This window comes from Bacteroides pyogenes (assembly GCF_014196225.1).
Lineage (GTDB): Bacteria > Bacteroidota > Bacteroidia > Bacteroidales > Bacteroidaceae > Bacteroides > Bacteroides pyogenes_A.
Window position 1 is genome coordinate 1 of sequence record NZ_JACIDI010000006.1, and the last position, 19,742, is coordinate 19,742.

A 19,742-nucleotide genomic window follows, 5' to 3' on the forward strand; every position below is an offset into this window, starting at 1 on the left:
TTGGAATTTTGCTTTAGAGATGGAAAGCAGCATGCAGGAATCACCAACTGTCAGTCAACTGACTTTAGAAAGTTGGATTTTCACTTCAATGCATCCCTGGCTGCCATCAACTTGGCCAAAGCGGCATGTAAGAGGCTCGGAATAGTCTATTCCATATCCTCTTGCAAGTCATTCATACACAATGCTTATATGCTTGAACGATTTATTTGCGTGTTCGGGATTAACCCAGACCCGCAAGTTATTGACAAACTTTTCAAAGAACTCATTTTATTTACTGCCAGAGCCGCTTAGCCTTGGCGAATTTTTAACGAACTATTAATGTATGTATTAATCAATAATTAATTACGCTATGGAAAAAAATAAAAGTATTAGGGAAATTGCTATTTTGTGGAAAGAAGACAAACGTAAGTATGTGAAAATTTCTACTTATTCGGCTTATGTTCTCATCTTAGAAAATCATTTACTTCCGGTATTTGGTGATATGTCTGAAGTAGAGGAGGAGAAAGTGCAAAATTTTATTTTACTTAAAATTCAACAAGGTTTAAGTATTAAGACTGTGAAAGATATGCTTATAGTACTGAAAATGATCGTGAAGTTTGGTGCGAAGTTGGGATGGATAACTCATAAAGAATGGAGCTTAAAATATCCGACAATGCAGGAGAGTAAAACATTGGAGGTGCTTAGTATCGCTCACCATAAGCGGATATTGCAGTACATCGGAGGACATTTTACATTTCGCAATCTCGGCATATATATTTGTCTTACTACGGGTATGCGCATCGGTGAGATTTGTGCTTTGACTTGGAATGACATTGATATGGTGAATGGAGTGATTTGTGTTCGCAGAACTATTGAACGCATTTATTCGGTTGATGGAAATAAAAGATATACTAAGGTAATAATAGGACTGCCTAAGACGAGAAGCTCTATTCGTGATATTCCGATGAATAGGGAGTTGATAAAGATGATTCGTCCGTTAAAGAAGATAGTTAATGGTGATTTTTATGTTCTTACAAATGAGGAAAAGCCAACAGAGCCACGTACCTATCGTAACTATTATAAACGATTGATGGAGCAGCTCGATATTCCACCGCTAAAATTTCATGGACTTCGCCACAGCTTCGCTACACGTTGTATTGAGAGTAATTGTGATTATAAAACTGTTAGTGTGATACTTGGTCATTCAGATATTGGTACGACGCTCAATCTGTATGTGCATCCAAATATGGAACAAAAGAAAAAATGTATTGACAAGATGTTTAAAACAGTGCGGTAGATAGAGCCGACCTTCCTTTCTGCCCTATCGATATATATTAATAATTTGATTAAGACACTTCTCGATTTTTATTTGTATGATTGATTTGGTGTTCATACTTTTGTGTCGTGATCACAAGGAGAAATGATAATTGAATGTATTGAACTTTAAAAAAAAAAGAGTATGGCACTTAGATATGTCGTTAAAAAAACGGTCTTCGGTTTCGACAAGCAGAAAACCGAAAAGTTTGTAGCAAAGAATGTGATTACCAATACGGTGGACTTTCAAACGTTGTGTGAGGAGATAACGAAGGTGGGGTTGGTTCCCAGCGGCGTTGTGAAGTTTGTGCTCGACGCGTTGATCGATACGCTGAACATTAACTTGAGAAAGGGCATCTCGGTACAGTTGGGAGATTTCGGATGTTTCCGTCCGGGAATTAAGTCGAGAAGCCAGGAGGTTGCCGAAAAGGTGGATAGTACCACGATCGAAAGGGTTAAGATTGTCTTTACGCCGGGGAATAAATTCCGCAGCATGTTGCGTACGGTAGGCGTTGAAAGACAAACGGAGTCCCAGAAAAAAACGGTGACGCCCGCTCCTTCCGGTGGGAAGCCGAATCCGGATGCAGGGGGAGATGAAGCGCCGGATCCTTCTTTATAATAGGGGATAAGGGACGATAACTGGAAAACGTGTTTGCAAGCAACGGGGAGGTAACTTGCAAACACGTTTTCCGTTTTATTATACCGAATGACTTATTTTGTTGTGTGTTTAATGGGAAAAGTTAAGAGCCGCACACTACACATTGGGTTTTATATGGCTGAACGGGTGTGATTGCTCGTGTAGATACTCCGGTCTTTATTTTGGGGCCCGGCAGTGTGGGGCTGTAATAGAGGCATTCCCGCATGCGTTTTGCCTGATCATCGGTGAATCGGTTTCCGTAGGTATCATAATAATCCATGATATTAGTGGACAAGAAAGGTGAACTGCCGTCTAACGGAGTACGCATGTATCGTCTTTTCACGACTTCCTCTTCGGGGACGTGCTTTTCGTATATGTCTGTTATTTCCTGTTGCAGAAGGCTCTTGCGCTTGTTTTCATATTGATGGCGGTCATACTCTTTGGTGTCGTCGCAGTAGTCTTGAAAGTCTGTTCCGTATTTGAAAGGATGGTACAATCCAAGATAATGTCCCAGTTCGTGTGCCGTTACATAGGCAGCACGAGTATTCACCGGCGATTTTCCTGTGCTTTTCTTCCATCCTCCGAATGCAGTTTCATTGAGTGCTACACAAGGATTATGCCTGTCAAGGTTTGAAGGATGATAGCTCTGAAGTCCCTTTAATGGATGGTTCGCAGGCATGTCGGGATAAGTGGATACGCCATAAACTCCTGTTTCTTCGAAGCGGAAAATATAGACATTGATATATTGCTTTATGTCCCAGGATTGTTGGTGAAATTCTCCGTCTTTGCTGTCGAGCCTTACTGTAGTGTAGGCTAAGTGGTCTTGTGCGATGGATGTGCGGACAATGCCTGCTTCTTCAAGCCTGTTTCCTTCCGGGTCGTTTTTTGCCAAAACGAATCGGACACGTATGTCCGGCCCGCCGGATTTTCCGGCATATAAATCGTTGACTCCATTTAATATGTCTTGCATTCGTTCTGAAGTTATTTTCTCATTTAGCTCGGATGAGGAAGATGCAAGCACGTGAAAAATAACCTCCAGTTCATAAGTCATTGCTTCCAACTCTTGCAGTGTATATGTCTGAGGATGTGAGTCGCTTTCAGGAGTTTCTCCGGAACCCTTCGGATCGGATTCTCCGGACGGTTGTTCACCGGGTTGATTGTCTTCTTCCGGCTGCTCTTTCGGTTGGTTGTCGGATTGGTCGGCCGTTTGCTCCTCTTTGGTTTTCTCCGGTTCCTGAATATCGATGGGTGAGTCCTGAGCACAGGAATAAAATGACAGACAAAATACCGACAGGTAAAAGAAATAGCTTGCAAGGCGCGGTAAGCGCCTCCTGCAAACAAGATATATAAAAGAATTCATTGATATTTTGATATGTTTGAACTGTAAGTGTTCGGTTGAATACATAAAATTCATTCTCCGATTATGATGCTATTTATGGGTGAAGTTTTAAAAACAGGATTAAAGTTTCACTTTTACTGCGTCGAGAAACTCTTTGGTTTCGGCATCGAGCACGATGGCAATAAGCTCACAGTTTTGAGGAACCAGAACTTTCTCAGGAAGTCCTTTCTGCATATCGATTTTTGTGTTCAGCGCATACTCTTCTCCCCATAATCCGTTAAGATAGCCTCGCAAGATATGGTTGTGGATGAAATCGTATCCTTCCCCGGCCTGATAACCTTGCAAGCCGTTCTCCGTTACCCAGAACAGCACGTTCAATTTTCTGCTTCCGAGCTCACCTTCTTTTCCTTTAACGGCTGTTGCTTTGAAAGAAAGTTCGACGCTGCGCGCATTTACTTTTGCTTTAAGTTCGGAAGACAATACCGGAGCTTTTCCTATATGCTCTTTTGCCTGATACGACAAGTTTCTTGATTTGACTTTATTGTTGAATATAATTGTAGGATATCCGGTAACCCATTTGTCGGCGTATTCGTACCATTGATTGAAGGTAAAGTTCCGATTGACATTATAATGTGAGGTGTGAATACCAACAACTATCAGGTTGGGGTGGTATTCCTCTTCCAGTGCCGCCAGCTCTCTTATCTCATATATGCAATAGCCGCATCTTTGTCCCGTGAAATCCATTACCAGTACGTTCGACTTCGTTTTTTCCTGAGGTTGCGCAGGAGGAAGCGGTGAAGGTGCGGGGTTCGGCTCCGGTTCCGGTTCCGGAACAGGGGCGGGTTCTATCGGTTCCGGCGTGGGGTCTTCAGGCTTTTTCTCCGGTCTCTTTTCGGGATCGTAGCTGAAGATGATGTGTATATAAGCCACTTCTTTCCCGTTATGCTTGATGGAGAGGCGTGTGCGGTAGTCCGTTTTCTCATTTTCGCGGGCTTTCGCTATTTTGTAATGGATCTGAATGAAATCTTCCTCATTCAGTTCGTATGGCTCTTTGGTGAACTTTTCTGTGCTTGGAGAATCCTGACATTGCCCACCGGCACATATTTGTGAGAGCCCGCCGAGCTCTTTCCCCGGGTGATTTTCTTTGGTTATTTCGAGTGTATATTCGCCCTCTGCATGTTTTTTACCGGGTATTGTATAGATGAGCGGGCTTATAACTTCCGTTTCTGCTCCGTCTTTGCCCGATAATTCTATTTTACTCGCTTTGATTGTACTTCCTGAGCTTATTGTCTCATTGTCGTACCGGAATGAAATAGCCTCTTTCTTTTCGGCTTCCGGTTTTTCTTCCTCACCCGTCTCGTCCGCTTCATCGGGCTGTATGCCTTGCCCTAAGGCAACGATGGCGGCTTCATGCACTTCTTTCGTGTCGCGGTCGAACAGAAAAGCGACTATTTTGGCATTGGACGTTTCTTTTACCGTTTCGGGCAGAGCGACTTGCAGACGGTAAGTTTCGCCTAAGGTGTAATCTGCTCCTGAATTTCCGTTGAGTGCTCCGCGCAGCACGTTGTGATGAAAATAATCGGCTTTCTTGCCTGCGGGAAGCATTTGTTCCGCGCGTATGTCTTCTACCGCCCAAAGCTGTATGCCTAATTTCGCGGAAGCGGCTTTTTCTTGCAGGGAGAGGGCTGCGACCTTGATATCGAATTTCTTGCCGGCTGTTTGTTCCGCGCTTAAATCTATGCGGTATCCGGCTTTTGTGTTGACTGCCCGGCGGATGAGCGAACTCCATAAAGCCTTTTTCTGAGAATATTTTCCTTCTCCGGAAAGGTTCCGGCGGTTGATCAGTATGCCGGGCACCGAGCCGGGAATATCATATTGCGCAGCATAAGCATCGGCAGCTTCCGAAGCCAGCTCTTCTCTCACCTGACCTGTGCGGGCGGCGTGCATGGATACGGTGATTACGTTTTTCGGGTAGCTTCCGGAGATTTTCTTCAGTTCGGCTGCCGCTGTGGGACAGTTGATGCAATTTTGTCCCGTGTACTCTTCTACAAGCACCGTGCTTCTTTCTTTTTCGGGAAGCAGGTTTTCTTCTTCGGGCGTCCATCGCTCATTGTTTCCTATTTGTTCGCATGCGCCGGCAAATAAAAGAAGAACGGTGGAAATGATGATGTATTTCAGATTTGTTTTCATGACTGGTCGGATTAAAAATTCAGATTATAAGATAAGTAAACGCCTTCTGTGGCAGGCATCATTCGGCATACCCCGCCGGAGCAGTTGATGCCTCTGCGTGTGCGTCCGTAAGATAGTTGCAGGCGATGATTGCCGAACATTCCTGCCGCCGATGCCATGTAGTAATGCTTATTGGTGACTCCGGTATTCCACTGATCGCTGACGGAGAAGATGAAATGAGGAAGCACCGAGCATTCCACGAGAGCGAACAACCAGTCCTTTTCCGCTTGCCGGGTATGGAGGTATTGCAGTTCCGTACGCAGCGAAAGACGTTGTGAGAGCTTGTGCTTGCCATCGTATATGAACAGGTTGCTGCGGATGATATCTCCGTTTTCGGCATGCCCTTCGATGATTTGCCGGTTGTAATACTGGTTCATATAGGTGAATGTGAAGCTGTATGTACGCGATATCTTTTTGCTGATTTCCAGATCTATGTCGTGGAAATACCTTTCGCCCATGCCGAAGAAATCGCTTTTGTATCCGTCTGTCCCCATCATGGAGGCGTCTTGCGGATTGCTTTCCCATCGCGGGTCGTTCCATTTCTTCTTCAGCCCCCTTATGTGTGAGGCGGATAGCTTGATTCCCGTGCCGTATTTGCCTCCTGCCCATGAACCTTTCTTGAAGCGATAGCGCATTTCCGCCTGTAGCGCCCACTCGCCGCCGGGTTGGGTGGCGTACGGATAGAGGGCTGCAAGCGTATAGCTTTGCTGCTGCGTGAAGGGTTGCAAGTGGTTGATGCGCAGGGCAGTCTGCGTGGCGGTGCGTTCGGAACGAAAGTCGAAGTTTTCGCTCCGGCGCGCTCCGAGAAGTACGCTCATTCCGCTACGGGCGTAGGTTGCGGTAAGCATCGCCGCCGAACCGCTTCTGTAGATGTAGTTGTTGGTTGCGTTCGGGTCGTTGAGCTTATGCGCATATTCGGTATAAACATCCCAGTTTCCGTGCTGTAACCGAAGGCGGGCGGATAAGGCCGATACGTTTTCCGGCTGGTTGAGGCGGTGCAATTTTCCGTCTATTACCTGTGTTATAGGGTCGGGCGACTCGTGTTTCGTTATCCACGAGGCGCCTGCATTCAGGTTCCAGCCGTTGTCGTTCATTGCTTTGAACCATTGGCTTGCGCTCAGTTCGACGTCTCCTCCCCAGAGATAGCCGCGCTCACGGCTGAACACCCGCCCTTTGCGGTCGAAGTAATTGCGCTGTTGTCCGCCCAACGCTTTAATGGTAGCCCATCGCGCCGGCGTGAGCACGATGCGTCCTCCGCGGATGGAGTTGTCGATGCCGAGGCTTCTGTCTTCGTAAGACCGGAGCAGCATGCCGCTGCCGAACTGCTCGTAAAAGTCTCCTGCGGTGGCTTCTACGAACTTATACCGCCCTTTCACATAGATATTCGGAACTCCCCATCCTTTTTCGTCCTCATGTCCCGGCAAGGGATGGTTGAGTTCTTCCAGACGCATCCCTATTTCAAGAAATTGATTCTGTATGCTGCCCGTCACGTAAGTGTTTCCGCTCCAGCGATCGTTCAGCTCCCCTTTGCGGGTGGCGTAGTGGATGTCCGATTGGAGGCTGAAGCTCGCTTTCCATCGCCACGGATTGTCCGTGCGCGAAGAATCGTTGCCCTGTATGTCTTGGGCAGAGAGCATGGCATGTGTCGCCGCCATGCACAAAACAGCGGATAATAGCTTTTTCATCGTATTGTTGCCTTTACCTGTCTGATCAATTCGGCTTCTCCGCCTTCCACATACCCTGTGTGGCGGTAAGCGATGTTCCCTTTGCCGTCGAGCACGAATACGCTGGGAACCATGTTTACGTTCATCGCGCGCATGAAGTCCTTATTGCTGTCGAGCCAAACGGAAAAAGTCCAGCCTTGCGTGCGTGCCAGCGGTTTTACCTTGAAACTGTTCGCCCCTTCGTCGATGGATACGGCTATGAGTTTCACGCCCGTATCTTCCTGCCACTCTTCGTACACCTCGTTGATGGCGTTGAGTTCGCGTAGGCAAGGCTTGCACCACGTCGCGAAAAAACTGATGATAAGGGGCTTTCCGTCATTGCTGACTTTGCCGGTATTGATGGACTTACCGTCGATGTCTTTCAGATTGACGGTTGGAATCTGGGCTTTCGTGTGTAGGCATGCTGCAAGCAGAAAGCCGGTCAAAAGAAATTTGTTCAGCATTATTATCTATTCGTATATTATAACAATTTCGTTCGTCGATTCTGATTTTAAAAGAGTTTCGGGCGGCAAAAATATGAAAAAATAATGACTGTCGTATAAAGAACCAGTCTAAATTAGTTGAAAAAAATGTATTTTGTCTTGCATCCGATTCATTCTTCTGAAGAGAGTGCTTCGAATCGGGAAGGTTTTGGCTTGCGCTAAAGAGTCGAAGCGGCATTCTCCCCTAAAAGGAGCGATTCGGTTCGGGTATGTCGATGTGGTAGTATAAAGCGGGATGGGGCATGAGGAGCGGAATGGCGGGATGCGTTTGGCACGCCGCATGTTCGGAAGAATTGCGATTCTCATGTGCATTGTTTTTCCGGCAGAGGCATCGTTTCCGGTTGATGGGGTTTCTGTTTGATTCGAATAAATTTTTTGTTTTATTCTCACACAACTTTTGTGAGCTCGAATAAAATCTTTTTTTATTTTGACGCTGCTTTTGTTCGTTCCAAATATAGCTTTTGTTTTATCCCGACAGAGTCTCTTTTTCATCCGAATATAGCCTCTGTTTCCTCCAAACAGAGCCTTTGTTTCATCCAAATAAAGGCTCTGTTTTATTCCAACTAAAACTCCGCTTCGCTTTCATGAAACCCGCTGCTTCGCCTCCTGCGAATTAAAGTTGTGCCCGGCGAAAAACCGGACGGCACATGAATGACGGGCGAAGAACTTTTGCCGCATCTCTTTTTTCATTACTTTTGCCGATAGAAAAACAAACGATTACGATGATGGATTTCCGTACCAAAGTTGAACTGCCTGTCCGCCTGCCCTCTGTCGGGCACAAAAAACCGATTCTCCTGATGGGGTCGTGCTTTGCCGAGAACATAGGACGATTGCTGGCGGAGAGCAAATTCGATGTGGATATAAATCCTTTCGGCATTTTGTATAACCCGCTTTCTGTGGCGAAAGCCTTGCGCGATATACTGCAAGGAAGGGAATACAAGGCGGGAGATTTGTTTTTTTACAACGATCGTTGGCACAGCCCGATGCATCACGGCAGCTTTTCGGACGCTTCGCCCGACGCCGTTCTCGAACGCGTCAACGCACGTCTGCGCCGCTCGCGGGACTATTTGCGCAAGGCAGATTGGCTGATGCTGACTTGGGGGACGGCTTATGTGTACGAGGAAAAAGAAACGGGAGGGGTTGTTTCCAACTGCCACAAACGCCCTGAGCGTTTGTTCCGCCGCCGGTTGCTTACGGCAGAAGAAACGGCGGAGGAGTATCTGGAGCTTATAACCATGCTTCGGGAACTCAACCCGCGTCTGAAAATACTCTTTACCGTGAGCCCGATACGCCATGCGCGCGACGGAATGCACGCCAACCAAATCAGCAAAGCGACCTTGCTTTTGGCGGCCGACCGCCTTCAGCAGCGTCTGCCCGAGCAGGTCTTTTACTTTCCCTCTTATGAGATTATGATGGACGAGCTGCGCGACTACCGTTTTTATGCGGACGATATGCTGCATCCCTCGCCTTTGGCTGTCCGTTACCTGTGGGAGTGTTTTGCCGAAACATTCTTCTCTTCCGCGACAAAGCAGATAATCGCTGCGGTGGAAGAAATCCGGCGCGACCTCGAACACCGCCCCTTCCATCCCGGTTCGGAGGCTTATCAACGCTTTTTAGGACAAATAGTGTTAAAAATAGAACGACTTAACGGAAAATACCCGTACTTAGACTTCAGAAAAGAAACAGAAACATGTCATACCCGATTGAATCCATAATCCAATGTATCGGCGCACGCCGTATCGGCTCGCGTGAGGCTGCCATCGACTGGTTGCTTACCGATAGCCGCTCGCTGAGCTTCCCCGAAGAGACTCTTTTTTTTGCCCTGACTACCAAGCGTAATACGGGCGCACGCTATATTCCCGAACTCTGCGCCCGCGGCGTAACGAATTTCGTGTTGAGCGAGGATGATTACAAGAAGCTGAAAGAGAAAAACTCTCTGGAGCTGAACTTCTTGGTTGTTCGCGATCCTTTGAAGGCTTTGCAGAAACTGGCGGAGCTGCACCGCGAGAAATTCCGGATTCCCGTAATCGGGATTACGGGCAGCAACGGCAAAACCATCGTAAAGGAATGGCTTCACCAGTTGCTGAGTCCCGACCGTTTTATCGTCCGTTCGCCGCGCAGCTACAATTCGCAGGTCGGCGTGCCGCTGTCTGTATGGCAGTTGGGCGAAGAGGCCGAACTGGGCATCTTTGAGGCGGGCATCTCCGAAATGGGAGAGATGAGCGCCTTGCAGCGAATGATTAAACCGACCATCGGCATCCTCACCAATATAGGCGGAGCGCATCAGGAAAACTTCTTTTCGCTTCAGGAGAAGTGCATGGAGAAGCTGTCGCTTTTTAAAAACTGCGATGTGATTATTTACGACGGCGACAACGAACTCATCAGCAACTGCGTGCTCAAGTCGATGCTTGGAGCGCGGGAGATCGCATGGAGCCGCACCGACATCGAGCGGCCGCTGTATATCAGTAAGGTGACGAAGGCGGAAGACCATACGACCGTTGCCTATCGTTATCTGGATATGGACAACAGTTTTCAGATACCGTTCGTTGATGACGCGTCCATTGAAAATGCGCTGAACTGTCTGGCGGCGTGCCTCTATCTGATGACACCTGCCGAACAGATCACCGAACGCATGGCGCGTCTGGAGCCGGTAGCCATGCGGCTCGAAGTGAAGGAAGGCAAAAATGCCTGTGTGCTGATCAACGACAGCTATAATTCCGACTTGGTTTCGCTGGATATCGCGCTCGATTTCCTCGTGCGCCGCTCCGAGAAAAAAGGGCTGAAGCGCACGCTCATCCTGTCGGACATACTGGAAACCGGACAAAGCACGGCAACTCTTTACCGCCGGGTGGCACAACTGGTGCAGAGTCGCGGAATAGACAAACTGATAGGAGTGGGGGCGGAGATTTCTTCGTGCGAGGCCCGCTTCGAAGGCCTGTCCGAAAGGTATTTCTTCCCCAACACGGAGGCGTTGCTGGCGTCCGACCTTTTGAAACGTTTGCATTCGGAAGCTATTTTGTTGAAAGGTTCGCGGGTGTTTAACTTCGATCTGCTTTCGGAAGCGCTGGAACTGAAGGTGCACGAAACCATATTGGAAGTGAATCTCGGCGCGATGATAGCCAACCTGAACCACTACCGTTCGATGCTTCGCCGCCCGGAAACGAAGGTAGTCTGCATGGTGAAAGCCGCCGCTTACGGGGCGGGTTCGTACGAAATAGCCAAAACGTTGCAGGAACATCACGCCGATTATCTTGCGGTAGCCGTGGCGGATGAAGGTTCGGAGCTGAGGAAAGCAGGCATCACGGCTTCCATCATCATCATGAATCCGGAGACAACATCTTTCAAAACCTTGTTCGATTATAAGCTGGAGCCCGAAGTTTACAATTTCCATCTGCTCGACGCGTTGATTAAGGCGGCGGAGAAAGAAGGAATCACCAATTTCCCCATCCACGTGAAGCTGGATACGGGAATGCACCGGCTCGGGTTTACCGTCGATGAGATACCGCAGCTCGTCCGCCGCTTGAAAAACCAGAATGCGGTGATTCCCCGCTCGGTATTCTCCCATTTTGTGGGCAGCGACGACTCCCGGTTCGACGCTTTCACCCGTCGGCAGATCGAGTTGTTCGAGCAGGGCGCGCAAGAATTGCAGTCGGCTTTTGCGCATAAGATACTGCGCCACATCTGCAATACGGCAGGCATCGAACGCTTCCCCGGAGCCCAGTTCGATATGGTGCGCCTCGGCATCGGGCTTTACGGAGTCAATCCGATAGATAATTCGATTATTCACAACGTCAGTACGCTGAAGACGACCATTCTTCAGATAAGGGATGTGTCCGGAGAAGATACGGTGGGGTATAGCCGGATGGGGCATTTGGAGCGCCCTTCGCGCATTGCCGCCATACCTATCGGCTATGCCGACGGACTGAACCGCCGTCTGGGACGCGGCAACGCCTATTGTCTGGTGAACGGCAGCAAAGCTCCGTACGTAGGCAATATATGTATGGATGTGTGTATGATCGACGTTACGGACATTGATTGCCGCGAAGGGGACAAAGCAATTATTTTCGGCGACGATTTGCCTATCACGGTGCTCTCCGACAAGCTCGAAACCATTCCGTATGAAGTGTTGACGAGCGTATCCGCAAGGGTAAAGCGGGTGTATTATCAGGATTGACGGAAAAACTCCGCAGCTCTGTGTAGGGCTCTCTGCCGAATTTATCGTATATTTGCATGAAACAAGAGGAAACTTTATAATCGATATAACTTATGACAAACTTATTGTTAGGCTTTTTGCCGAGTGGTTCCGAGTGGATCATCATCGCTCTGGTGATTCTTCTTCTCTTTGGCGGAAAAAAGATTCCCGAACTGATGCGTGGTCTGGGAAAAGGTGTGAAAAGTTTCAAGGAAGGAGTGAACGAGGCCAAGGAGGAACTGAATAAAGCGAAAGACGAGATAGATCAACCTTCGGATTCGGCTAAGTAAAGGGGACGCGATGGCGGAAATGACCTTTTGGGATCATTTGGATGAGCTGCGGCGGGTACTGTTTCGGGTAATCGGCGTGTGGACGCTGTTGGCCGTAGGCTATTTTATGGCGATGCCGTATCTGTTCGACCGCGTCATACTTGCCCCGTGCCACAACGACTTCATCTTCTACGATCTGTTGCGAGCCATCGGCGAAAGACTCGATTTGACCGACGATTTCTTTACTCAGCAGTTTCACGTGAAGCTGGTCAATATCAATCTGGCAGCCCCCTTTTTCATTCATCTCTCTACTGCGTTCTGGATGTCTGTGGTTACGGCTATGCCTTATCTCTTCTTCGAAATCTGGCATTTCGTCAGTCCGGCGCTCTATCCCAACGAGCGCAAAGGAGTCCGGAAAGCATTGGTTCTGGGCACACTGATGTTTTTTGTCGGCGTGCTCGTGGGCTATTTCATGGTCTATCCGCTGACTCTCCGCTTCCTTTCCACATACCAATTGAGCGGAGAAATCGAAAACATTCTTTCGCTCAACTCCTACATCGACAACTTCATGATGCTTATCCTGTGCATGGGACTGGCGTTCGAACTTCCGTTGGTCACATGGCTCCTGTCGTTGCTGGGGGTGGTCGACAAATCTTTTCTGCGCAAATACCGCCGCCATGCGATAGTTGTTATTGTCATCGCGGCGGCTGTCATCACGCCCACCGGCGATCCGTTCACGTTGAGCGTGGTAGCCATTCCGCTGTATTTGCTCTATGAAATGAGCGTGCTGATGATTCGCGATAAAACGAGAACCGTAGAAAGATCGGAGCCGGAAGAATGAGTCTGCACGGATTGAAAGGTGAAGCCACGGAATCGTACGGTTTGCTGACGGCTGTCTGCCGGATGGAAGACAGCAGGCTGTCGGTCGGGTACAAACAAATGCGCGACCTTCTCGAACGTATCTGCCGGGCCCGGATACGGAACGAAAGTTTGCAAATGACGGACCTTTCGGCTCGTATCAGCTTCCTCTCGGCTAAGGAGGGGCTTTCGGTGGCGGAGCAGAATCGCCTGCATACGTTCCGGCTAACGTCGAACCGGATACTGAATCGTGTGGAAGACGCCACGAGAGAGCATCTGTTGAGAGACGCGAAGACGCTGGCGTTTTTAGTCCGCCGGCTTTTTAAGGAAGAGATTCCCGGCGAACTCTACAAACTGCTTCCGCGTGCCGACGCGACTTATCACGCCGCCCCTCTTGCCTTGCGCCGTATCCGGCGGATGCGGGTATGCTTCCAATATGCCGATGAAAGGTATCTTTATGTGAATCGCCTGGATGAACTTTCCGAAGATACGCTTCGGGTATGTTATAACGTTGCCGGAATCAACGAAGAGTTCGCCGCGACGTGCCGGTTGCTGTGGAGCCATGCCCAATTGAACCTGCTCGACGTGGCCGTCGATGAGGCAGGCGTACTCACTCCGTCGTTTATCGTGCTCGAACCGGACTATCTTATCGACATCAGTTCGCTGGCGGAATGTTTCCGGGAATACGGGCATCATCCTGCCAACTACTTTCTTTCGCGGCTGCAACCGGTTGAAAATGCGAGGCCTTTGCTGTTGGGAAATATAGCCAACTTGTTTCTGGACGAATGGATACATGCCGAAGGAGAGGAAGTGGACTATCGTGCCTGCATGCAGAAAGCGTTCCGCCGTTATCCCATCGAACTGGCGGCTTGTACCGACCTGTACGACCGGGAGAAGGAACGCCGGTTTTTCGATGATTGCAAGATGCACTTCGAGCATATCCGCGACACCGTTTGCCATACGTTTCATGCTCCGGGATATGAGCTGGACAAGAAAGACGCTGTGCTCGAACCCTCTTACATATGCGAACCGCTGGGGTTGCAGGGGCGTCTCGACTATATGCAGCGCGATATGTCTTCTTTCATCGAAATGAAGTCGGGCAAGGCGGATGAATATTCGATTCGAGGCAAAGTGGAACCGAAAGAAAACAATAAGATACAGATGTTGCTTTATCAGGCGGTGCTGGAATATTCCATGGGAATGGATCACCGCAAGGTGAAAGCGTATCTTTTTTATACGCGATACCCCCTGCTTTATCCCGCGCGCCCTTCGTGGGCGATGGTTCGCCGTGCCATCGATCTGCGCAACCGCATCGTTGCCGACGAGTACGGAGTGCAGTTGCGGAACAGCACCGGATATACGGCGCAAAAGCTGGCGGAGATCGATCCCTCCACCTTGAACGAGAAAAGGCTGTCGGGGCGTTTCTGGGAGAACTATCTCCGCCCTTCCATAGAGGCTTTTCCGTCGAAGTTGCAGAAACTCTCGCCTCTGGAGCAAGACTATTTCTACGCGTTGTACAACTTCATCACGAAGGAACTGTATACTTCCAAGTCGGGCGACGCCGACTACGAGGGGCGTACGGGGGCGGCTGCGCTATGGCTTTCCACACTGGCGGAAAAATGCGAGTCGGGAGAGATTATGTATGATTTGAAGATTACGGAGAATCGTGCGGCGGACGAGCATAAAGCGGGATTGACGCTTTGCCGGAGCGGAAACGGATACGAAACGGCTCTTCCCAACTTCCGCCAAGGCGATGCTATCGTCTTGTACGAACGGAATTCCGATGTGGACAATGTAACGAACAAGATGATTTTCAAAGGGAATATCGAGTCGCTTTCGGAAGAAACCGTTCGCGTCCGCCTCCGTTCCGCGCAGCAAAACCCGTCGGTGTTGCCCGCCGGCAGTTCGTACGCCATAGAGCACGACACGATGGATACCTCTTTCCGGATGATGTATCAGGGACTTTATGCTTTTTTGTGCGCGACTCAGGATCGGAGAGACTTACTGCTGGCGCAACGCCCGCCACGGTTCGACGAGACTCCGGACGGACAGATTGCGGAAGCCGCCGATGATTTTTCGCGCATCGCCCTGAAAGCGAAAGCCGCGCAGGACTACTTCTTGCTCGTCGGTCCTCCGGGAACGGGAAAGACTTCGTGCGCTTTGAAGAAAATGGTGGAGACTTTTTATGGGGAGGGAGATACGCAGATCCTGTTGCTGTCGTATACAAACCGTGCGGTGGATGAAATATGCAAGACAGTGGCTTCCATTGCTCCGGAAGTCGACTTTATCCGTGTGGGGAGCGAGCTTTCTTGTGAGGAAGCTTACCGGGAGCATCTGATCGAAAACAAACTTTCCTCTTGCAGCCGGCGGGCGGAAGTGTACGAGCGTATTCGCAATTGCCGTGTCATTGTGGGGACGGTGGCAGCCATTTCGGGCAAACCGGAATTGTTCCGGTTGAAACGTTTCGATGTGGCGATCGTCGATGAAGCCACGCAGATTCTGGAACCCCAGCTTCTGGGCATTCTCTCCGCACGTGCCGCAGATGGGAGCGACGCGGTGGGGAAGTTCGTCCTGATAGGCGACCACAAACAGTTGCCCGCAGTCGTCCTTCAAAGTCCCGGGCAGTCGGAGATTTCTGAAGCTTCGTTGCGCTCCATCGGACTGGCGAACCTGAAAGATTCCCTGTTCGAACGTCTTTACCGGACGACGCGCGACATCCCCCGCTCTTACGACATGCTTTGCCGTCAAGGGCGCATGCATCCCGAAGTCGCCCTCTTTGCCAATCGCTTTTTTTACGGCGGACGCCTGCAACCTGTGGGGCTTCCTCATCAGGCGGAACCTGCGGAAGAGAGGGTTCGTCTGGCTTTTTATCCTTCCATACCCGAAGAACCCGGAATGCCGGCAAAGGTGAACCGTTCGGAAGCCCGTATGGTTGCCCGACTGGCTGCCCGTATTTACAACGAGTACCGGGAGAGTTTCGACGAAACCCGTACATTGGGGGTGATTACTCCTTATCGCAGTCAGATTGCGCTGATTAAGAAAGAGATAAGAGCGTTGGCGATTCCTGCGCTCGACGGCATTCTGGTGGATACGGTAGAGCGTTTCCAGGGGAGCGAACGCGATGTGATCATTTATTCGTTCTGTGTCAATTTTCCCTACCAGTTGAGGCTTTTGTCGAATCTTACGGAGGAAGAAGGAGTCCCGATCGACCGGAAGCTGAATGTCGCTTTGACGCGTGCCAGAAAGCAAATGTTTATTATCGGCGTTCCCGCGCTTCTCGAGCATAACTCTTTATATAAGAGTTTGCTGGATTTCATAGAGACGGATTAGTCTGCGCTTGCTTTTTTGCAATCATTCGCTTTTACTCCTCAACTTTATTTGATTTGTTAACATCTGCTTGTCGTGCAAACGGCTATATTTGCAAAGCGTTTTTCATAGAGATTTAGATTTAAGGTTTGTGAATCGGGGAGGTTGCGAGGCTTCCCCGATTCTTTTCACACTCCTGTCGGATGTGTTGTCTCTTACTTTCTGCCGTGTTCCCGATGCGGGGCTATAGGGGGATGCCGCCCGGTGGACGGGTGAGATATCGGTTTCGGGGGAAAAAGCATGAAAAATAAGCCCCCCATACCTTAAAAACAAGAAACCCCATAGCTTCCGTTGAAGAGGAAGTATGAGGTTTCCCGAGAATTTTATTTTTCCTGCTTTTAAAGCTTGCGAACGATTAACGCATTTCCGTATATTTGATTTTGTCCATGTCGCTGTAGTCGAGGTTTTCGCCCGCCATGCCCCAGATGAACATATAATTGCTCGTACCGGCTGCTGCATGGATCGACCATTCCGGCGACATAATCGCCTGTTCGTTCTGCATCCATACCAAGCGTTGTTCTTTCGGTTCGCCCATCAGGTGGCAAATAGCGTTTCCTTCGGGTACGTTGAAATAGAAATACGCTTCGATGCGGCGGCTGTGGGTATGTGCCGGCATCGTATTCCACACACTTCCCGATTTCAGTTCCGTCAATCCCATCTGCAATTGGCACGGACCTTCCTGAAGAACGTTCTTTACGATCAGCTGGTTGATGACACGGTCGTTGCTTTCTTCCATCTTTCCTGCAGCCATCGAATTGGCTTTCAGCGAACCCTTGCGGCCGTCGAGGGTAATCAGTTGCGTTTTGTATTCCTTGTGAGCCGGAGCCGAGTTGATATAAAACTTAGCCGGCTTGCTCGAATCCTTGCTTTTGAAAGTGACTTTCTCGTTACCCCTGCCTACATATAAGGCTTCCTTGAAGTTCAACGTGTATTCTTTGCCGTCTACGGTCACAACGCCTTGTCCGCCGACGTTGATCACGCCCAATTCGCGGGCGAACAGGAAGTAAGGCGCTTTCAGCGGATCGATTGTTTCCAGCGCCAGCTCTTTGCTTACGGGCACGGCCCCGCCGAAGATGAAGCGATCGTACATGGAATAGGTAACGTTGATTTCGTCGGCCACCATTACTTTCTCCATCAGGAAGCTGCTACGCAGGCGGTTTGTGTCATACGTCTTCACGTCTTGCGGGTTGCAAGCCACCTGCATCTTGTAATTCACCTGCGCCGAAGCGGATATGCCCGCCAGCCCCAACATCATTGCAATTGCTAATTTTTTCATATTTCGAATCTTTTAAATGTATTGAATCCGTTTATTGTTTATAACTTGTTTGTTCATCCGCTTGTCCGCTCACCGGCATTTTTTCTTGTTTCCTTATCCGTGTACGATTGTAGATAGCCATTCCGAGAGCCAATGCCACAAGCAGGGCAGGACCGATAATCTTTATGGTGTACGTCAGGTGGAAGATAGCCCAACAGAACAGGCTGGAGGCAAAATCGAGTGCTCCGCCCTGAAATCCTTCGGGAATATTTACGGTAGGGTCACCGGTAAGCGCGTACACGTCTTTCGCGGCTGCCGTGAAGAAGCCCGCCAATCCGGTCACGAAATATAGTCCGACAATCAAAGCTACCAGTCCGATGATGAACGATTTTACCACATTCCCTTTGGTGATGGGCAAAATGAGCGGAAACAGATAGAACATTCCTGCCAGGGAAGCCAACGGCAAAAACTGATTGCCCGGAAGAACGACTGCCAATAAGATGGTAACCGGAATGAGAAGCAGCGAAACAACCAGCGTTGTCGGGTGTCCGATAACCAATGCGGGGCTCATTCCGATATTCAGTCCGGTGTTGTTCTTGTATTTCTTGGCGATCAGTTCGCGAGTCGCGTCGGAAATCGGCCTCAACCCTTCGATAAACAGGCTGGTAATGCGAGGGATCAACTCCATTACCGCTCCCATCTTGATGCCCAGTCCCAAAATTGCGGGAATATTGTCGACAACTTCTTGCCAGGTGCTGCATCCCAGCGCGCCGATACCGCATCCGATCACTACGCCCAAAAACAAAGGATCGCCCAGCAGACCGAATTTTCTTTTCATTCCTTCCGAATCTATATTCAGTTTGTCGAATCCGGGAACCTTATCCAAGAGCTTGTTGATGACAACGGCGAAAGGAACAAAACCTTGGCAGAAAGGCTGCGGAATGGAGATGCCGTCCATCTTGTCATAGAACTTTTGGAATGAAGGAGCGGTCAGGTCGGCCATTACCAACGTGATGATGTAACAGATAATGGCTGCGAAGAATCCCCACAGGATACTGCCCGACGCAAAATAAACGATGGCGCCGATGAATGCGAAATGCCAGTAGTTCCAGAGGTCGATATTGACGGTACGGGTGGTTTTTGTGAGCAACATGAGCAAATTGACTCCGAGGCATACCGGAATGATGAGGGCGCCTACGGAGGTGTTATAGGCTACTGCTGCGGCAGAAGGCCATCCCATGTCGAAAATACCCAATTCCAGACCGTAAATTTTTACCATTTTACTCAGTGCCGGACCGAGGCTGCTTGTCAACAATGCGGTGATAACCGACAACCCGACAAAACCGACTCCCACAAGCAGGCCGCTTTTGAATGCTTTGGCAAATCTGATACGGATGCACACTCCCAAAATTGTGAAGATAACCGGCATCATTACTGCCGCACCCAGACCGATAATGTACTTAAAGACTGATTCCATTCTGTTCTATTTTTTCTATGTTTTTAATGATAAAATACTATTTCCCTCCGAAGAGGCAACGAACGCAAAACGTGTCAAAAATACGACCTTTTCCGCTTTATTGCAAGGCGAAACAACTAATTTATCGGCTTAGGCGTTAAAAATGGACGTTTTTTGCGTTTACGTGCACAAAATTACTCGTTTTCGTGCACGAAAAGGGCAAATCGGCTTCGTAAACCGTATATGTCTTTACTGTCCGGATATGATTCTTCACTCCCTTAGCATACGAGACGTTGGTTTCCCTTCTTAAAAAAAGGCGATGAAAAAAGCTGTTTCGCTTTGTTCTTTTCGTTTGGGGGACTGATGTATTGTGTTGATTTTTTGTATCGGTTTTCCTGTTCTTTTCTTCGGATTCTCTTTGGTTCTTTTCGATAAGTTCTGTTCAGACGGGTTTTATCAAGGATGAACAGCGACAATCGTATTTTACCGGGCAAGTACGGTAAAATACCGTTTCGATGATATCGGATAGTTGCCGGTCCGGCGGGAGAAGCATTCGTCGGTTGTTCCGGAACACAGTGAAACGTTTGGGATACACAGCGGGCTTTGAAATCAAACATCAGCATGTTTGATTTCAAAGCCCGC

Annotated in this window: 14 protein-coding genes and 1 pseudogene; 8 read left to right on the top strand and 7 right to left on the bottom strand. The window is 49.1% G+C overall.

Features of this window, described 5'->3' with window-relative positions:
* The 3 genes and pseudogenes from GGR07_RS13780 to GGR07_RS05335 form a co-directional block, all read left to right on the top strand.
* Nucleotides 1-291: pseudogene (locus tag GGR07_RS13780) on the top strand (transposase); the annotation flags it as partial.
* Between the two features lie 58 nt (nucleotides 292-349).
* Nucleotides 350-1,276, top strand: coding sequence for a tyrosine-type recombinase/integrase (locus GGR07_RS05330; RefSeq protein WP_034543895.1), 927 nt, complete (start codon nucleotides 350-352; stop codon nucleotides 1,274-1,276).
* A 162-nt stretch (nucleotides 1,277-1,438) separates the two neighbouring features.
* A complete protein-coding gene (locus tag GGR07_RS05335) occupies nucleotides 1,439-1,912 on the top strand; it encodes an HU family DNA-binding protein (protein ID WP_034543893.1) in 474 nt (157 codons plus the stop codon).
* A 121-nt stretch (nucleotides 1,913-2,033) separates the two neighbouring features.
* On the opposite strand, the gene GGR07_RS05340 is transcribed toward GGR07_RS05335, so the two are convergent.
* The 5 genes from GGR07_RS05340 to GGR07_RS05360 form a co-directional block, all read right to left on the bottom strand.
* On the bottom strand, nucleotides 2,034-3,290 hold the full coding sequence (locus tag GGR07_RS05340; RefSeq protein ID WP_172545174.1) for a zinc-dependent metalloproteinase lipoprotein: 1,257 nt from the start codon (nucleotides 3,288-3,290) through the stop codon (nucleotides 2,034-2,036).
* Between the two features lie 99 nt (nucleotides 3,291-3,389).
* Nucleotides 3,390-5,459, bottom strand: coding sequence for an Omp28 family outer membrane lipoprotein (locus GGR07_RS05345; RefSeq protein WP_122056491.1), 2,070 nt, complete (start codon nucleotides 5,457-5,459; stop codon nucleotides 3,390-3,392).
* 11 nt (nucleotides 5,460-5,470) lie between these two features.
* Nucleotides 5,471-7,183, bottom strand: coding sequence for a DUF6029 family protein (locus GGR07_RS05350; RefSeq protein WP_221213946.1), 1,713 nt, complete (start codon nucleotides 7,181-7,183; stop codon nucleotides 5,471-5,473).
* Nucleotides 7,180-7,665: a TlpA family protein disulfide reductase gene (locus tag GGR07_RS05355; RefSeq protein ID WP_122056492.1), complete on the bottom strand. Its 486-nt coding sequence runs from the start codon at nucleotides 7,663-7,665 to the stop codon at nucleotides 7,180-7,182. Before GGR07_RS05355 ends, GGR07_RS05350 begins: the two co-directional genes overlap by 4 nt.
* 108 nt (nucleotides 7,666-7,773) lie before the next feature.
* Nucleotides 7,774-8,244 carry a hypothetical protein gene (locus GGR07_RS05360; protein WP_051990670.1) on the bottom strand — a complete coding sequence of 157 codons (471 nt, stop codon included), beginning with the start codon at nucleotides 8,242-8,244 and terminating at the stop codon, nucleotides 7,774-7,776.
* Nucleotides 8,245-8,429: 185 nt separating this feature from the next.
* Between GGR07_RS05360 and GGR07_RS05365 the strand changes: the two genes are divergently transcribed.
* The 5 genes from GGR07_RS05365 (at nucleotide 8,430) to GGR07_RS05385 (ending at nucleotide 16,353) form a co-directional block, all read left to right on the top strand.
* Complete coding sequence (locus tag GGR07_RS05365; RefSeq protein WP_034543897.1) at nucleotides 8,430-9,419, top strand: GSCFA domain-containing protein; 990 nt, start codon at nucleotides 8,430-8,432, stop codon at nucleotides 9,417-9,419.
* Nucleotides 9,395-11,878: a bifunctional UDP-N-acetylmuramoyl-tripeptide:D-alanyl-D-alanine ligase/alanine racemase gene (locus GGR07_RS05370; protein ID WP_034543887.1), complete on the top strand. Its 2,484-nt coding sequence runs from the start codon at nucleotides 9,395-9,397 to the stop codon at nucleotides 11,876-11,878. Before GGR07_RS05365 ends, GGR07_RS05370 begins: the two co-directional genes overlap by 25 nt.
* 92 nt (nucleotides 11,879-11,970) lie before the next feature.
* Nucleotides 11,971-12,186 (top strand): Sec-independent protein translocase subunit TatA/TatB, encoded by a 216-nt coding sequence (locus GGR07_RS05375; RefSeq protein ID WP_021646646.1) that lies wholly within the window; start codon nucleotides 11,971-11,973, stop codon nucleotides 12,184-12,186.
* Between the two features lie 10 nt (nucleotides 12,187-12,196).
* Entirely contained in the window at nucleotides 12,197-13,006 is an 810-nt protein-coding gene (gene tatC / locus GGR07_RS05380; RefSeq protein ID WP_034543885.1) for a twin-arginine translocase subunit TatC, read from the top strand.
* Nucleotides 13,003-16,353, top strand: coding sequence for a DEAD/DEAH box helicase (locus GGR07_RS05385; protein ID WP_034543884.1), 3,351 nt, complete (start codon nucleotides 13,003-13,005; stop codon nucleotides 16,351-16,353). The genes tatC and GGR07_RS05385 overlap by 4 nt, the downstream gene beginning before the upstream one ends.
* Nucleotides 16,354-16,744: 391 nt before the next feature.
* Here GGR07_RS05385 and kduI read toward each other — a convergent pair whose 3' ends face one another.
* Nucleotides 16,745-17,665: a 5-dehydro-4-deoxy-D-glucuronate isomerase gene (gene kduI, locus GGR07_RS05390; protein WP_034543882.1), complete on the bottom strand. Its 921-nt coding sequence runs from the start codon at nucleotides 17,663-17,665 to the stop codon at nucleotides 16,745-16,747.
* 31 nt (nucleotides 17,666-17,696) lie between these two features.
* On the bottom strand, nucleotides 17,697-19,121 hold the full coding sequence (locus GGR07_RS05395) for a PTS galactitol transporter subunit IIC (RefSeq protein WP_034543881.1): 1,425 nt from the start codon (nucleotides 19,119-19,121) through the stop codon (nucleotides 17,697-17,699).
* Nucleotides 19,122-19,742 lie beyond the last annotated feature (621 nt).

What these genes read in the sequence shown, in the direction of transcription:
- GGR07_RS05330 (WP_034543895.1), top strand. Translation starts at nt 350, where the DNA reads ATGGAAAAAAATAAAAGTATTAGGGAAATTGCTATTTTGTGGAAAGAA.
- GGR07_RS05335 (WP_034543893.1), top strand. Translation starts at nt 1,439, where the DNA reads ATGGCACTTAGATATGTCGTTAAAAAAACGGTCTTCGGTTTCGACAAG.
- GGR07_RS05340 (WP_172545174.1), bottom strand. Translation starts at nt 3,290, where the DNA reads ATGAATTCTTTTATATATCTTGTTTGCAGGAGGCGCTTACCGCGCCTT.
- GGR07_RS05345 (WP_122056491.1), bottom strand. Translation starts at nt 5,459, where the DNA reads ATGAAAACAAATCTGAAATACATCATCATTTCCACCGTTCTTCTTTTA.
- GGR07_RS05350 (WP_221213946.1), bottom strand. Translation starts at nt 7,183, where the DNA reads ATGAAAAAGCTATTATCCGCTGTTTTGTGCATGGCGGCGACACATGCC.
- GGR07_RS05355 (WP_122056492.1), bottom strand. Translation starts at nt 7,665, where the DNA reads ATGCTGAACAAATTTCTTTTGACCGGCTTTCTGCTTGCAGCATGCCTA.
- GGR07_RS05365 (WP_034543897.1), top strand. Translation starts at nt 8,430, where the DNA reads ATGGATTTCCGTACCAAAGTTGAACTGCCTGTCCGCCTGCCCTCTGTC.
- GGR07_RS05370 (WP_034543887.1), top strand. Translation starts at nt 9,395, where the DNA reads ATGTCATACCCGATTGAATCCATAATCCAATGTATCGGCGCACGCCGT.
- GGR07_RS05375 (WP_021646646.1), top strand. Translation starts at nt 11,971, where the DNA reads ATGACAAACTTATTGTTAGGCTTTTTGCCGAGTGGTTCCGAGTGGATC.
- tatC (WP_034543885.1), top strand. Translation starts at nt 12,197, where the DNA reads ATGGCGGAAATGACCTTTTGGGATCATTTGGATGAGCTGCGGCGGGTA.
- GGR07_RS05385 (WP_034543884.1), top strand. Translation starts at nt 13,003, where the DNA reads ATGAGTCTGCACGGATTGAAAGGTGAAGCCACGGAATCGTACGGTTTG.
- kduI (WP_034543882.1), bottom strand. Translation starts at nt 17,665, where the DNA reads ATGAAAAAATTAGCAATTGCAATGATGTTGGGGCTGGCGGGCATATCC.
- GGR07_RS05395 (WP_034543881.1), bottom strand. Translation starts at nt 19,121, where the DNA reads ATGGAATCAGTCTTTAAGTACATTATCGGTCTGGGTGCGGCAGTAATG.